At 68.3% G+C, this 14237-nt stretch carries 9 protein-coding genes; 3 read left to right on the forward strand and 6 right to left on the reverse strand.

Translation table 11 applies throughout. The features are described 5' to 3' along the window. The first annotated feature begins 176 nt into the window (after positions 1–176). Genes SBI20_RS16810 through SBI20_RS16820 form a run of 3 tightly spaced genes read left to right on the forward strand, consistent with a single transcriptional unit; the run spans position 177 to position 5612 of the window. On the forward strand, positions 177–545 hold the full coding sequence (locus SBI20_RS16810) for an ArsR/SmtB family transcription factor (RefSeq protein WP_317976246.1): 369 nt from the start codon (positions 177–179) through the stop codon (positions 543–545). A gap of 37 nt (positions 546–582) precedes the next feature. Next, positions 583–1839 (forward strand): exonuclease SbcCD subunit D, encoded by a 1257-nt coding sequence (locus tag SBI20_RS16815; protein ID WP_317976247.1) that lies wholly within the window; start codon positions 583–585, stop codon positions 1837–1839. Then, positions 1839–5612, forward strand: a complete 3774-nt coding sequence (locus tag SBI20_RS16820) for an AAA family ATPase (RefSeq protein ID WP_317976248.1) — start codon at positions 1839–1841, stop codon at positions 5610–5612. The genes SBI20_RS16815 and SBI20_RS16820 overlap by 1 nt, the downstream gene beginning before the upstream one ends. A gap of 7 nt (positions 5613–5619) precedes the next feature. Here SBI20_RS16820 and SBI20_RS16825 read toward each other — a convergent pair whose 3' ends face one another. From SBI20_RS16825 to SBI20_RS16850, 6 genes are all read right to left on the reverse strand, one after another. Next, on the reverse strand, positions 5620–6162 hold the full coding sequence (locus SBI20_RS16825; RefSeq protein ID WP_317976249.1) for an RES family NAD+ phosphorylase: 543 nt from the start codon (positions 6160–6162) through the stop codon (positions 5620–5622). A gap of 2 nt (positions 6163–6164) precedes the next feature. Next, positions 6165–6527 (reverse strand): XRE family transcriptional regulator, encoded by a 363-nt coding sequence (locus SBI20_RS16830; protein ID WP_317976250.1) that lies wholly within the window; start codon positions 6525–6527, stop codon positions 6165–6167. A gap of 70 nt (positions 6528–6597) precedes the next feature. Further along, complete coding sequence (locus SBI20_RS16835; protein ID WP_317976251.1) at positions 6598–9738, reverse strand: DUF748 domain-containing protein; 3141 nt, start codon at positions 9736–9738, stop codon at positions 6598–6600. 840 nt (positions 9739–10578) lie between these two features. Further along, the gene (locus tag SBI20_RS16840) at positions 10579–11724 is read right to left on the reverse strand and encodes a replication initiator protein A (RefSeq protein WP_317976252.1); all 1146 of its coding nucleotides are present in this window, start codon (positions 11722–11724) and stop codon (positions 10579–10581) included. A gap of 68 nt (positions 11725–11792) precedes the next feature. Then, a complete protein-coding gene (locus tag SBI20_RS16845; RefSeq protein ID WP_317976253.1) occupies positions 11793–12887 on the reverse strand; it encodes a ParB/RepB/Spo0J family partition protein in 1095 nt (364 codons plus the stop codon). Between the two features lie 2 nt (positions 12888–12889). Then, complete coding sequence (locus SBI20_RS16850) at positions 12890–14086, reverse strand: AAA family ATPase (RefSeq protein WP_317976254.1); 1197 nt, start codon at positions 14084–14086, stop codon at positions 12890–12892. Positions 14087–14237: the final 151 nt, after the last annotated feature.

The raw sequence follows: 14237 nt of genomic DNA on the forward strand, positions 1-14237 counted from the left end.
GGCGCTGGCCCCCTTGGCCAGGGCATAGAACCCCTGCATCGCTTCGGGCTGGGCCTTGCGAAGCTGGGCCGTGTAGGCCGAAATATCAGCGGTGATCGCGCGGTAGTCCTTGGCCATTTGCTCTCTCCTCGATGCGGGCATATTGTCAATTCACATTTTCATGATATGAGAAAGGCGTGAATTGTAAAGCCCCCATCCCAGCCCCCACCGACGACGAACTGGCCCGGAGCGCGCCCGTGGCCGCCGCCTTCCTCAAGGGGCTGGCCAGCCCGCAGCGGCTGATGATCCTGTGCTGCCTGAACGAGGGCGAACGCCGCGTGGCCGACCTGATCGCGGCCACCGGCATGGCCCCGACCTCGATGTCCCAGCATCTGGCCCGGCTGAAGGACGAGCGGATCGTGAAAGTCCGCCGCGACCACCGCACGCTCTGGTATGCCATCGACCACCCCGCCACGCGCGACGTGATGGCCGCGCTCCATCACCATTTCTGCGCCGACACCACGGGGGAGACAAGCCGCGCACAGGATGGCATGGGGGCCGGATAAGGCCCGTTTGCGGCTGAATTTCAGGCTGATTGTTTCCATGTCCGGTATGTCTCCCCTCACCCTCCTGCACACGTCCGACTGGCATCTGGGCCACGAGCTCAACGGCCACCCGCGCGAGGAGGAGCATCGCCACTTTCTCGACTGGCTCCATGCGGTCATCGGCGAACACGGGGTCGATGCGCTGGTCGTCACCGGCGACATCTACGACGTGGCCAATCCGCCGGTCTCGGCCATGGCGCGGCTCTATGGGTTCCTGCACCGGCTCTGCGCGGCCTATCCCGCCCTCGACATCGTGATTCTGGGCGGCAACCACGACAGCGCGATGCGGATCGACCTGCCCGGCGCGCTGCTGGGCACGGGCCGCGTCCATTTCGCGGGGGCCATGCCCAGAACCAATGGGCCGCGCACGGACGGCGCGCCCGATCCGGAAAAAACGCTGATCCCCCTGACCAACAGCGATGGCGCCATCGCGGCATGGCTGGCTGCCGTGCCGTTCTGCCGCCCGGTCGATCTCGGGCGCGAAAGCCTCGAAACGCTCTATGCCGCCGTACAGGATGCCGGCCTTGCGCGGGCGGGCGATCTGCCGCTGGTGGTGACCGGACATCTCCATGTGGCGGGCGGCGCGGTCTCCGAAATGTCGGAGCGGCGGATCGTCGTGGGCGGCGAGGAAGCACAGGCCCCCACCCTGTTCGATGCGCGCGCGGCCTATGTCGCGCTGGGCCATCTCCACCGCGCGCAGGCGATCACCGGCCCCACGACCATCCGCTATGCCGGTTCGCCGTTCCCGCTCTCGATGGCCGAGCGCGACTATCGCCATTCGGTCGCGCTGGTGCGCCTTGCCGCTGGCGAGCCCGAAACGCCCCCGTCCTGCACGGTCGAGCTGCTGCCGATCCCGCGCCCGGTCGTCTTTCACAGCCTCGGCCCGCTGCCGCTCGACGCGGCGGTGGCGGCCATCGGCGCGCTCGACCTCGACGCCGATCTGCCCCCCGCCCAATGGCCGTTCATCGAGGTGAGCGTGGCCGTCACCGGCCCCGAACCGCTGCTGCACCAGAAAGTGCTGGCCGCGCTGGCCGACCGGCCCTTGCGGCTCGTGCGGCTGCGGCGCCATTTCGTGGCACAGGGCGACCAACTGGAAACCGGCGCAGAGCCGGTCGACCTCGACGATCTCGACCCCGCCGCCGTCTTCGCCCGGCTCTATGCCGACCAGCACGAGGGCGAAGCCCCGCCCGAAGACCTCGCGCAGGCCTTTGCCCGCCTGATGATCGACACCCAGACCACGCAGAAGCCGCGCTGATGCGTATCCAGGCCATTCGCGGCTGCAACCTTGCCAGCCTTGAGGGGGAATTTGCGGTCGATCTCGACAGCGGCCCCTTGGCCGCCTCGGGCCTGTTCGCGATCACCGGGCCCACGGGCGCGGGCAAATCGACCCTGCTCGATGCGGTGTGTCTCGCGCTCTTTGCCGAAATCCCGCGCCTGCGCGCGGCCCCGGCCCGGACCCGTGTGGGTGAAGGGCGCGGGGGTGATGAAGACGGGCTTTCCGCCGGCGACCCGCGCGCGATCCTGCGCCACGGCAGCGGCGAAGGTTATGCCGAAATCGATTTCAGAATGCCCGATGGCGCCACCTATCGCGCGCGCTGGGCCGTGCGGCGCGCGCGCGGCAAGCCGGACGGGGCGATCCAGAACCATACCCATACATTCGAGCGGACCGACCGCCCCGAAAACCTCGGCGGCAAGAATACCCAGACGAAACAGGCCATCGGGCAGGTCATCGGCCTGAGCGCCGAGCAGTTCACCCGCGCGGTCCTGCTCGCGCAGGGCGATTTCGAGGCGCTGATCCGCGCCGACGCCGACGAACGCGCCGCCCTCCTCGAAAAGCTCACCGGCTCGCACATCTATTCGGCGCTGGGCCGCAAGGCTTTCGAGGACAAGCGCGCGTGGACCGAAAAGCTCGACGCGATCACCGCCAAGATCACCGCGCTCGAAGGCCTCACCCCTGACGCGCGCGAAGCCGCGCAAGCCTGTTTCGACGCCGCGCGCGACCATCACCACGCCTGCCAGACCGGCCTCAAGGCCCTCGAAGACCGGCAGGCCCTGCTCGCCACGCGCGACCGCCTCGCCCAGGCCGCCCGGCGCGCGCAAGAGGCCTGCACCGACGCGCAAGCGGCCATCGCCGGGGCCCTCCCCCGGCGCGCTGCGCTCGCCCGCGACCGGCAGGCGCTCACCCTCGAACCGCTCTACAGCCGCTGCCGCGAGGAGGCGGAAGCGCAAACCCGCGCCACAGACGCCCGGCAGGCCGCCGCCCATGCCCTTGCCGAAACCGAAAGCCGCGCCACGGCCAGCGAAACCCGCCACAACGAGGCCCGCGCGGACCACGACGCCCAGACCCTCCACGCCCAAACGCTCAAACCCCGGATCGACAAGGCCCGCCTGCTCGAAGAGCAGATCGCGCAAGCCGCCGGGCAGGCCGAAACCCTCGACACCCGCCGCCGCGACAGCGCCAGGGCCGCCCGCCAGAGCGCGCAGACCCTCGCCACCAGCCAGACCGGCCACGACGAGGCCACCACGCGCCTGAACGCGGTCAAGGCATGGCAGGACGCCAGGGCCGCCCTGCGCCCGCTGGCCGAGCGCGAAAGCGAGATCGCGGCCCTGCTGACCAGCCACGACGCGGCCCGGGCCCGGATCGGCGAACAGGACGCCCGCCTCAGCGCGCTGGCGCAAGCGGTCGAAGCCGCGCAAGAGGCCCGCGACGCCGCGCAAAAGGCCCGGCGCAAGGCCGAAGACCGGCACACCACGGCCCGGACCGCGCTGGCGCAGGCACAGGCCGCCAACACCGGACACCTCGGCGCCGAACACCTCGCCGCCCTCACCACCCGCGCCCAAGCCCTCGCCGCCGCCTTGCTGGCCGATGCCGCCGCCCGGACCGCCCGGCAGCAGGCCGACGAGCGCGCGCAAACCCTTGCCCGCGACGCCCAAACGCTCGCCACGCGCGAGGCCCAGCGCCAGACCCTCGCCACGCAGATCGCCGCCCACGAGGCCGAACGCACCGCCCTTGCCCCCGCCCTCGACGCCGCCCGCGCGCGCCATGAACGCGCCGCGCAAGCCTCCGATCAGGCCGCGCAGATCATGCGCGCGGCGCTCCACGATGGCGAGCCCTGCCCGGTCTGCGGTGCGCGGGAGCATCCCACCGATGCCTTGCAGGCCCTGCTCGGCGACAATCTCGTCGCCGCGCGCGACGAGGCCCGCGCCCTTCAGGACCGCCACGATGCCCTGACCGCCGACATCGCCGCCAAGACCCGGCAGGCCGCCGATCTCGACGAGACCCTGCGCGAGGCCCGCGCCGCCCACGAGGCCCTCGCCCGGACTTGCGCCGCCCTGCACGCGCAAGGCGAAGCGCGCGAGGACGAAGCCCGCGCCAGCGCCGCACGGGCCGATCTCCCCGATGCCCAGCCCGAGGCGCGCGGGCCTGCCCTCGCTGCCCTGAGCAAGGCCAACCAGGCCGAAATCGACGCCGGTCTGGCCGCGCAACGCATGCTGGCCAGCTTGCGCCAGCAACAGGACGCCGCGCGCGCCGCGCTCGATCGGGCCGATGCCGCGCTGGCAGCAGCCGAGCAGACCTTGCGCGACCAAAGCGCCGCGCATCAGGCCACGGCCAGCGAGCAGGCCCAGACCCGCGCCCAGCAAGACCGCTTGGCCGCCGACCTGTCCCACCTGCTGGCCCCCCTCATCGACTGGCAGGCCCTGCCCGATCCGCAAGGCTGGCTGGCCGGGCAGGCGCAGGACTGGCGCGACCGGGCCAAAACCCGCGCCAGCCTCGAACAGGCGCTGCCCGCCCTCGCCGAGGCCCTCGCGCAGGCCCGCCTCGACGACCAGCGCGCGCAGGACGCCGCGCGCGAGGCCGCGCGCGCCCATGCCGAAGCGGACACCCGCCTTGCCGGCTTGCGCACCGACAATGCCGCCCTGTTCGAAGGCACCGCCTTCGCAGGCGCCCTTGCCGCCAAAATCGAAGCCGATCTGGCGGGCGAGGACCAGCGCCTCGCCAGCGCCCGTCAGGCCGCGCAAGCCGCGCAGGCACAGGCCTTGCAGGATCTCGCCGCCGCCCGCACCCGCGCCGAAGAGGCTGAAAAACGCCTGACCGGGGCACGCGACGCCCACACCGCCGCCCGCGCCCGCTTCGAGGACGCCCTGGGCCAAACCGAACTCCCCCCCGAAACCGTCGCCCGCGTGGCCGCCGCCGGGCGCGAGGCCCTCGACCGCGAGGAGGACGCCCTGCGCGCGCTCGACACCGCCCTTTCAGAGGCCCGCGCCGTCGCCACCCAGCGCGAAAACGATCTGGCCGCCTTCGAGGCCGCCGAAGGCCCCGCGCTGGCCGAAGCGCTCGCCCAAGCCCTCCAATCCGGCCCCGATGGCCTCGCCCGCGCGCTCGAAGCGCAAGCCGCCGCACTCGCCCTTGCCGCACAGGCGCTCGACGAGGCGCGCCTTGTCCTGCGCCGCGACGACGACGTGCGCGAACGCACCGCCGCCCTCCACAAGGACTATGCCGCCACCGAGGACAAGGCGCGCCTCGCCCTCCAGCTCGGCAGCCTGATCGGCGACCGCGAAGGCCGGATTTTCCGCAAATATGCGCAAGGGCTGACCCTCGACCGCCTGCTCGAACACGCCAATACCCGCCTTGCCGAACTCAAGCCGCGCTACCAGCTCGAACGCGGGCGCGGCGGCGACATGGTCATTCAGGTGATCGACAACGACATGGCCGGGCAAGTGCGCGGCATTCACAACCTCTCGGGCGGCGAGCGCTTTATGGTCAGCCTTGCGCTCGCGCTGGGGCTGGCCGAAATGTCGACCACGCGCGGGGTCAGGATCGAAAGCCTGTTCATCGACGAGGGCTTTGGCGCGCTCGATCCGGTCAGTCTGGGGCAGGCGCTCGCCCTGCTCGACCAGCTTCAGGCCAGTGGCCGCCGCGTGGGCGTGATCAGCCATGTCGAGGAGCTGAAGGAACGCATCGCCGCCAAGATCGAGATTACCCCCACGGGCCGGGGCACGAGCCGCCTTGCCGTGGTGGAAGGATAAACCAGCCCTACCGCCACGACCTGTCGTCGCGCGGCAGGCGGGCATGGTCGTCTACCACCGTGATGCGGTGCGGCAGGTCCGCGCCCCAGCGCCACAGCACGAGGTTGCGATCCTCCGCCCCCGCGCGAAAGGCGAAGCTGGGCACCACGATGCCCGCCGCGCCCTGCCCGATCAGCCGCTCGGCCAGAAGCCAGCTGGGCGGGGCAATCCCGCGATCGGCCAGATCCTCCCACGCGCAGGACAAATCCGCCGGGCCCACGCCAAGGGCCGCCAGCGTGGCGGGGGCGGTCAGGTCGAGAATGCCGCTGCAATCGATATGATAACTGCACAGTGTCAACGGTTGCGCCTTGAAGGCAAAACCCTGCTGCGCTTCGAGCCAGGCCGTTTCCATCCGCAACGCGGTATAGAGCGCGGGCCGTCCGGGCTGGTTGAAGCGGCCGCCATGGCGGCTCGCCCCTTCGCCCGAAAGCGGATCGAAAGCCCAGCGCGGATGATGCCCGCGAAAGACCGTCGTGCGCAGATGAAGAAACGGCAGATATTCAGGCGCCACGGTCAGGCAAATCCGCCCTCGGCAATCCGGCTCAGATAGCGCTTCACCGCCTCGCCCCGCCCGGCATGGACGAGGTCTTGCGCGGTCAGATCGCCGAACGAAGGCAGGGCCTGCGAGCGATACCAGGCAAAGGCCGCCAGTTCGGAGCCCGCCCAAGGCAGCACCCGGTTGATGATCTCCACCACATCGCGCAGCCGCTTTTGCGTCGCGGGCGAGGCCACGCGGCTCTGCTTCGAAACGCTGTCGCGCGAGAGGCCGAGCGCGCTGGCCAGTTCGGTCTTGGTGATCCGCAACCGGCCCGAGAGCACGTCGGGCGAGAGCGGCCCGGCCTGCCCCGCCACGTCAGAGAGAAATGCCGATGCCATAACGCCTCACCATATGCCCTTTCCAAGGGGCATTATATGAGGCGCGGCACGCCATTTCAAGCCAGCCCCCTCACTCCAGCTTGAGTTCGACCCGCGAGGTGCCCTGCCCGTCGCTCACCGCAAGGTCAGTGGCCATGAAGACCCGCTCGGGCGCGATCGTGCTGCCGGTCAGCAGCGCATCGCGCACCGCCGTCGCCCGCGCCGCGCCCAGCTTCGCCAGTTCGGCGTCCGAAGGCAGCCAAGCCTGCCGCAACGCGGTGCGCAGCCAGTCGATTTCAGCCAGCTTGCGCCGCTCGCCCTCACTCGGGCCCTTGGCCGCGCCATCGGGCGCGGGGGCGGTCTTGTCGAAGGCAGGGGGAACCGGCTTCTTGCCCAGCTTGACCCGGTAGAGCGTCCTGAGCCGGTCGAGCAGGTCGTTCGGCTTGAGCGTTGCGACATCGGCCGCAGCCCCGCTCTTGGCCTCCTTGGCCATCAGCGCGGCATTGATCCGCTTGTCGGCCATGGCGATCGCATCGGCCTTGGTGCCCATCCCGGCGGGGATGACCAGACGCAGATCCTCGCGGTCCTGCAAGGCCTTGGACAGCGACGACAGGGCCGCCCCCGCCCCTTCGGGCAGATCGGCCGAGCCGAGCGCGAAATCGACATAGCGGGCCTTTTCCGCGCCGCTGAAGATCGAACCCAGCAGGCGGAAGGGCGCGGTGATCGCCTTTTCGATGACATTGCCGATGATCTGCCAGATGATCGGCCCGATGCGGAACTTGGGATCGTCGAGCGAACCGGTCACCGGCACGTCGAGCTTGATCACCCCGTTCTTGTCCTTGAGCAGCGAGGTCGCAAGCCGGACGGGCAGCGGCACCTTGTCCTTGCTCTGGGTGGCGCTGCCCCATTTGAGCTGGTCGATCACGACATGGTGCTGGGCATCGAGCGCGCGGTTCTCGATGCGATAGGCAAATTCCGCCGTAAGCTTGCCCCGCGCGATCGCATAGCCCGCATAGCGCCCCGAATAGGGGTTGAGCACGGGCAGTTCGATGTTTCGGAACGAAGCATGCATGTCGGTCTGGCGGTCATAGCCGAACGGGTCCATCGACCCCTTGATCGTCGCGGGCGAGAACCGGTCGCCGACATAGCCGCCCAGATCGATCTGCGCGACCGCGCCCGGCGCATTGGAGATGTTGCCCAGCGAGCCGTGCAGATTGTCGACCTGAACCTCGAAATTGGGCTGGATCGAATAGTCGGCAAAACCCATCGTCCCGCCTTCGACATCGAGGCGGTTCATCTTCACCCGGAAAGCCGGGGCCGCCGTGGTCGAAGCGGCCGGGGCCGCTATGGCCACCTTGGCCGCAGCGGGTGCGGGCGCGGGCTGGCCTGACGGAGCGGTCTGGCCGGGCTGGGCCACCGTCTGGGCCGACTTGTCCCCGGTGGACAGCGCGGTGAAGTTGAACACCCCGTCGGGCAGGATTTCCACCCGGCCCAGCGGCCCCACCAGATGGCCGCGCGCCACCGTCACGCTGCCGGGCGCATAGTCGATGCCCGCAAGCGCAAAGCGGCGCCACGCCACGAAGGGATTGTTGGTGGCCGTTTCGACGACGGACAGGTCGTCAATGCTCGCATCCCCTTGAAAACGCGCGTTTTCCATCTGCGCCGTGGTCAGTTTCACCCGCCCTGCCCCGCCCAGCGTGACCGAACGCAGATCGAGCCCGTCCAGATGGGGCAGATAGGGCCGGATCAGGGCCAGGGTCAGGTTGCCCAGCTTGACCGCCATGTCCACCTGCCCGCTTGCAGGCACATAGGCCCCCTCGCCCCCGATGCTGGCCGCCTGCCCCTTTCCCGGCGCCGAGAGGCGCGCATTGAAGGCAAGGGTGATCGGCCTTGCAAGGTCGGTGCCCAGCGTGCTGGCGGTGAGCGTGGCGGGGGCCACTTCGTACCGCGCGGCGGGCGAGACCGTGCGGTCCTCGAACCCGATGCGGGCCTCGCTCACGCGGGCCGATCCCAGTTCGACATTCCAGGCGGGGGCTTGCGGGTCCGCCGGGGCACTGGCCCTGGGCATCATCCGCATCAGGTCGATGGCCCCGCTGGCCTCGCGCCGCAGGGCCAGCGAGGGCCGGTCGATGGTCAGGCTGCCCACCTGAAGGCTGTGCGCGGCATAATCGAAGCGGGCATCGGCCACGTCCACTTCGGGCAGCCGGATCGGGCTGCCTGATGGGGGCGCAATGCCGATGCCCGAAAGGTTCAGGCCGGGAACGGTGGCCTGAAAGCCCATGGCCCCGCCCGGATTGGCGCTGCGATATTCGAGCGCGGGGATCGCGGTCCGGGCGCGGTCGATCGTCACCAGACCGTTGAACAGCGTGGGCTTGCCCGCAAAGGCGATCTTCTCGAAGGTCACGTCCGGCACTTGCGCGGACAGGCGCACCGCGCCCTTGGCATAGGTCAGCGCGTAAGCCCCCCGGAAACTGGCCGCGCCACCCTTGAGCGTGAGCGGCAGATAGCCACCGAGGAAGTCCTGCACCGTACGGGCTTGCAACCGGGTGATCGCCAGCGTGCCGCGCGAGCCGAGCGGGGCGAGCGAGACCGTGCCCTTCCAGGCCAGTTCCTCGTCGTTGTCGCTGCGTGCATGGAGCGTGAAGGCGCCCCCCTTCCCCCGTGCGGTCTCGAAATCGTTGAGGGTGAACGTGAGCGGGGCCAGAACCTGCTCGGGGTGGTTGGCCAGCCCCAGATCGACGAACCCGGCGCGGCCCTGGTTGATGGTCAGCCTGTCGATGCGGAAGGCGGGCGCAGGGCCGTTGGAATCGGGCGAGGCGGGCGGAACGAGATCGGCAAGGTTGAGCGTGCCGTCAGGCCGCAGCACTGCATTGACCTCGGGCCGGTCGATCCGCAGTTCGCGCAGGCGATAGGCCGGGCCGAACAGCGAGCGCACCGAAAAGGCGAGGTGGAAATGCCTGATGGCCACCATCGGCGCGGCTTTGTGCGCGGATGGCCGGTCGGGCAGGGCGATGCCGTCGATATCGGCTTCGAAAGTGAACGGATTGAAGCGGATTTCGCCAAGCGAGAGGGTCTTGTGCAGGTTGTCCTTCACCCACTGCGTACCCTGTGTCCGCACGAGGTGGGGCACGAGATAGAACCCGGCCAGCGCATAGGCGCCCACCAGCAGGACCAGCGTGGCCAGAGCCCAGACAAGCTTGTTCAGCACAGGCTTGGAACGAAAAACCGCCATAATGTCCCGCGTCTCCATCGTTCGCGCGCTTTTCTGCACATCGGCGCGCTTCCACAAGGACCGTGGAAGGACAAGCCATCAGGGTTGCGGCTTTGATGCGTCAGGTAATCTGCGGGGCGATACCTTTCCCTATCTGGCGGGTCCAGTGCTTTTGAAGGGCTTGCTTTACAATCATTTACAAAGCCTGCTTGTGCCATTTCCGGCGGGAATCGGCCCATTTCCGCTGGTCGGGAGCGCTGTGAAGGCAGTCCTTGCCCCATCGGTGCGGCATGGACCGGATATTCACCCCCAAAAAAAACAGGAAAGGCCGCAGGCCCTTTTAGGGAGTTAAGTTCTAATTAAAGAGTTAGCCCTTGTGGACAAGCATCGTGACTCGGCGGAAATGCGGCGGTTTGCACGGGTACGGTGTTCCCCAAACCCCGAGAGTCCGTTCCTGAAACCCCGTGACCGGCGTTCCTGAAACCCCGCCCCTGCGTTCCTGAAGACCCGAATGCGGCTTTTGGCGCGTTCGGCGCGATGCCCTTCTGCAAGCAGGGGCAGGGGGGCAAGGCGGCCGGGAGGGGCTGGGCCGCCCGATTGGTCCGGGCGGGCAGGCCGGGGGCCGAAGTGTGGGAAATGGGTGGCTTGCGCGGGTGGCTCTGGCCGATTTCCGGGGCGTTCGGGACAGGCTGGTGCGTTTTGCGGAGGGACGCGGCGCCCGGCATGCGCTGCTGTCGCGCGGCCATGGCGGGCGATGGGCGATGTTCAATCGCACGGGGTTTCAGGAACACGAAAAGCATCCGGTTTGGTGCAACGCGCGATTGAACTCGGGGTTTCAGGAACGCCGCGTGTGCTGCTTTCTCAACTCGCGGCGGTCTGGCGGGCGCAGAAGGTGGCGAAGATCTGTTCGATGTTGAGCGCATCGGCCGGGATCTGGCGCTTGGCGAGGAAGTGCCGGAAGTCGGCCCCGACAAGGCCCAGATCGCGCTGGGGGTGTGGCAGGTTGGCCCGCGCGAGTGCCCCGAAGGCGGTGTAGCCGATATGGCCGGAATCGGGGAAGGCCACCCGATCCGGCCCGGCGGAGGTGGGCCCGGCGGGGGGAGGGGATGCGGCAGGTTTGCGGCGGCCAGAAGGGGCAGGGGCAGGAAAGGGAGCCGGGGCGGCCTCTTCGGCGGGCACCGGTTGCGCGCGGCGGGTCATCCGCAGCGAGGGTTCGCGGCCTTCGTGGGGGATCACTTCGAGCCCATAGCCGGGCAGGACATTTTCGCGCGCCAGCTTCTGGATCTCGAACTTGAAACGGCGATAGGGGGATTCCGAGCCCGACTTTTCATACAGCGTGGGCATCGAGATGGTGAAGCCCTGTGCGCCATTGCCCCCGGCGTGCTTGCGCGCGACGCGGTAGAGCCAGCGCGAGAGGCCGCCGGAGATGTCGAAATAATCGGGGTCGATGGCCAGCACGCCGCCGTCCATCAGCACGCTGTCGTAGAACCACTTGGCCAGCGTGATCCGCATGCCGCGGATGCGGCCCTTGGCGTCGATGACCTGGGTAAAGCTGTCGAGCCACGAGAACGTCGTTTCGCGGCGGCCCACGCTGTGCAGGTTGGTGCGCACGGTCGTCGATTGCAAGCGGGCGAGGGCATTGGCCAGGTTCTGGTATTCGCCGCCGCCGGTGTCGCGCCGCAAGACCTTGAGCATGTCGTAGGGGACGACCGCGAGGGTCTGGGGAATGTCGTTGACCCCGCGCCGCTTGTATTCGACCAGCATCGAGGCGCAGTAGATCAGCACGTCGAGATCGTAGATCGTGGCGATCCCATATTCCGGGTTGCCGGTGACATGGACCGAGACTTTGCCGTCCGGGCTGACATAGTCGATCGGCTTGGTCCGCTTGCGCTTGTGGAGCGAGAAAAACGGGCGCTCCATCGTGTCGCGCTGGTCCCGCAAGGGCAGCGTGGCAATTTGCGGCAGGAACAGGTCCTGATCGATGGTGATCTCGCGGGGCTTGCTCATGATGGACTGACGGACCGAATTACCAAGGTTGGTAAAATGCATTCAAGTTATTGAAAATATTGAAAAATTCACATGTTTTTGGCGAATTTCGCGGCCATGATGGCCGGGCGCAAGGCCTCCAGAATCGTCTCCACGTCGAGCGGCGAGGCCGGGTTGATGGTGAGCGTCAGCCCGCTTTTCGCGCTGTTCTTCACGATCTGGCCCAAAGGCTCGCCACTGTTGGTGAACAGTGTGGCCCCGCCCTTGTCGGCCTTCTTGCGGGGCGCGGCAGGGGCGCTGCCTTTGGCGGCGCGGATCAGCCGGTCGCAGACTTTGGCCGCCTCGATCGGCTTGTCGCCATTGGCGCGCAAGGCGGCCTGCTCGCGGGCGATGGCCTCGGCCTCGGCCTCGATCCGGGCCTGTTCGAGATCGCCCTTGGCATGGGGGGCGAGGCGGTTGGCGTGGACCGCCTTGACCGCCGCTTTCGACGGGAACGCGGCAATCACCGTGTCCGACAATTCGCCCAGACGCAGGAAATTGTAGAGCGTGGTCTGCGGCATGGCGAGGCGCTGGGCCATGCGCGCGCGCACGCCCCCGTAATAGGCCTCGACCGCGTGGAGATAGTTGCGCGCGCGTTCGAGGTCGGTCACGTCCTCGCGCTCGCGGTTCTCGATGTCGGCAAGGCGGAAGGCGCCTTCGTCGTCGAGGGTTTCGATCCGCGCGATCAGTTCGATCTGCGAATGGTGGTTGGCATGCAGCCACGAGACCGACCAGTGCCGCCGCGTGCCCACGATCAGTTCGTAGGGCGCCGGGCCATCGGGCGTGCGGCGCACGACGACCGCTTCGCGGTTGCGGCCTTCTTCCTGGATCGAGGCGATCAGGCTTTCGCAGCGCTCGAACGTGAGGTCGGCATAGTCGCGCGCATTGCCCGGCCAGATCGTGCATTCGGACGGGGCAAGGCGGATCGTCGGGCGCTTGACGGTGCGGCTGACCTCGCCCAGCGACTGCGCGCGGCGGGCGAGGAACGAGGGGTGCGTGGGCGCGCTGTCCTCGTCGAGGGGCGCGGTCTGGGGCGCGGCTTCGGGGCTTTCGGGCGGGAGCGCGTCGGGCGTGGCCGGGCTGCCGAGGCTTTCGATGGCATCGGCCAGCAGGCTGCGGCGCTTGCCTTTGGGGGGAGGGGCCATGGTCAGAGCGCCTCCGTCAGCTTGTCGGTGCCGATCTGGGCGAGGCGCGAGGGCCACTGCTTGCAGATCTCGCGCTCGACTTCGGCAAACACGGTGTTGAGGTTGTCGCGGCAGCGGGTGAAGGTCTGGTGCGAGCCATAGGGCTTGTTGACCTCGTAGATCGAGGACATCAGCACGCCGGCGTTCTTGATCTCTTCGGACAGCAGGATCGGGGTCTTGATCATCTGCCCGGCATAGGTCTTTTCCATCACCTGGAACATTTGCGCTTCGTTGGTCCGGTTGGGCTGGAACATCGTGCAGACCACGCGGATAAAGCCATAGTCGATGGTGGGATCGAACTTGCTGATCAGTTCGAGCGCCTCGCGGCAGGTCTGCATGAAGTGGATGGTCGAGAGGTAATCGAGCTGGCGGGCGGGCACCGGGATCAGCAGCCCGTCGGCTGCCGTCAGCGTATTGACGCCGAGGAAGCCCATGGCGGGCGGCGGATCGAGGATGATCACGTCGTAATCCCCGCGCACTTCCTCAAGGCCAAAGCGCAACTTGCGGAAGGCGTCGGCAATCGCGCTCGGCCCGTCCTCGATCGTCGCGGTCAGTTCCCACTCGGTATCCTGAAGGCCGAGGTTGGCCGGGCAGATGTCGATATTGGGCCAGGCGGTGTGGCGGATGGTCTTGGCGAAGCTGTCGGCGTCGTCCATCTGGGGCGACAGGAAATTGGAGAGCGTGTGCGTCTCGTCGATCAGTTCCTCAAGGTTGATGTCGAACATGACCGACATCGAGGCCTGCGGATCGCAATCGACCACCAGCACGCGATAGCCGCGCAGGCCGAGGTAATCGGCCAGATGCTTGGCGGTGGTCGACTTGCTGACCCCGCCCTTGAAGTTCTGGACCGCGACGACGACCGCGCGTTCGTCGTCGGCCTTGCCGGGGCGAATGCCCAGCGCCTCGCGAATCGCGATCATGTCGGCCACGGTATAGAACCGCCGCCCGTTGGACGCGACCTTGGGGGCGGGCAGGCGCCCGCGCGCCTCGGCTTTGGCCAGCCCTTCGGGCGTGCGGTCGAGATAAGCGGCGGCCACGGCGGCAGACAGCGTGATATTGAGCGTCTTGCGCTCGGACGGATCAATGGCCGCGCGGCGCAGCACGCTCTTGGCGTTTTCGCAGGCCACGATCATGGCGTCGAGAGTCTGGGCAGAAAGCATGTCCGGCAAAAGGCTCCCGATCAGGCACAGTTCGTGGTTTTTGCGCCATAACGGCTAACATACCCGGACAAGGGGCGCAATTCCCCCTCTATCGGCAAAACCGGCGGTTTGCGTGCAAAAAGGGCGGACACTGTCCGCCATATGGGCGCAA

The sequence above is a fragment of the Novosphingobium sp. IK01 genome, assembly GCF_033242265.1.
Taxonomy (GTDB): Bacteria; Pseudomonadota; Alphaproteobacteria; order Sphingomonadales; family Sphingomonadaceae; genus Novosphingobium; species Novosphingobium pituita.

What these genes read in the sequence shown, in the direction of transcription:
- SBI20_RS16830 (WP_317976250.1), bottom strand. Translation starts at nt 6,527, where the DNA reads ATGGCATCGGCATTTCTCTCTGACGTGGCGGGGCAGGCCGGGCCGCTC.
- SBI20_RS16840 (WP_317976252.1), bottom strand. Translation starts at nt 11,724, where the DNA reads ATGAGCAAGCCCCGCGAGATCACCATCGATCAGGACCTGTTCCTGCCG.
- SBI20_RS16815 (WP_317976247.1), top strand. Translation starts at nt 583, where the DNA reads ATGTCCGGTATGTCTCCCCTCACCCTCCTGCACACGTCCGACTGGCAT.
- SBI20_RS16820 (WP_317976248.1), top strand. Translation starts at nt 1,839, where the DNA reads ATGCGTATCCAGGCCATTCGCGGCTGCAACCTTGCCAGCCTTGAGGGG.
- SBI20_RS16845 (WP_317976253.1), bottom strand. Translation starts at nt 12,887, where the DNA reads ATGGCCCCTCCCCCCAAAGGCAAGCGCCGCAGCCTGCTGGCCGATGCC.
- SBI20_RS16835 (WP_317976251.1), bottom strand. Translation starts at nt 9,738, where the DNA reads ATGGCGGTTTTTCGTTCCAAGCCTGTGCTGAACAAGCTTGTCTGGGCT.
- SBI20_RS16850 (WP_317976254.1), bottom strand. Translation starts at nt 14,086, where the DNA reads ATGCTTTCTGCCCAGACTCTCGACGCCATGATCGTGGCCTGCGAAAAC.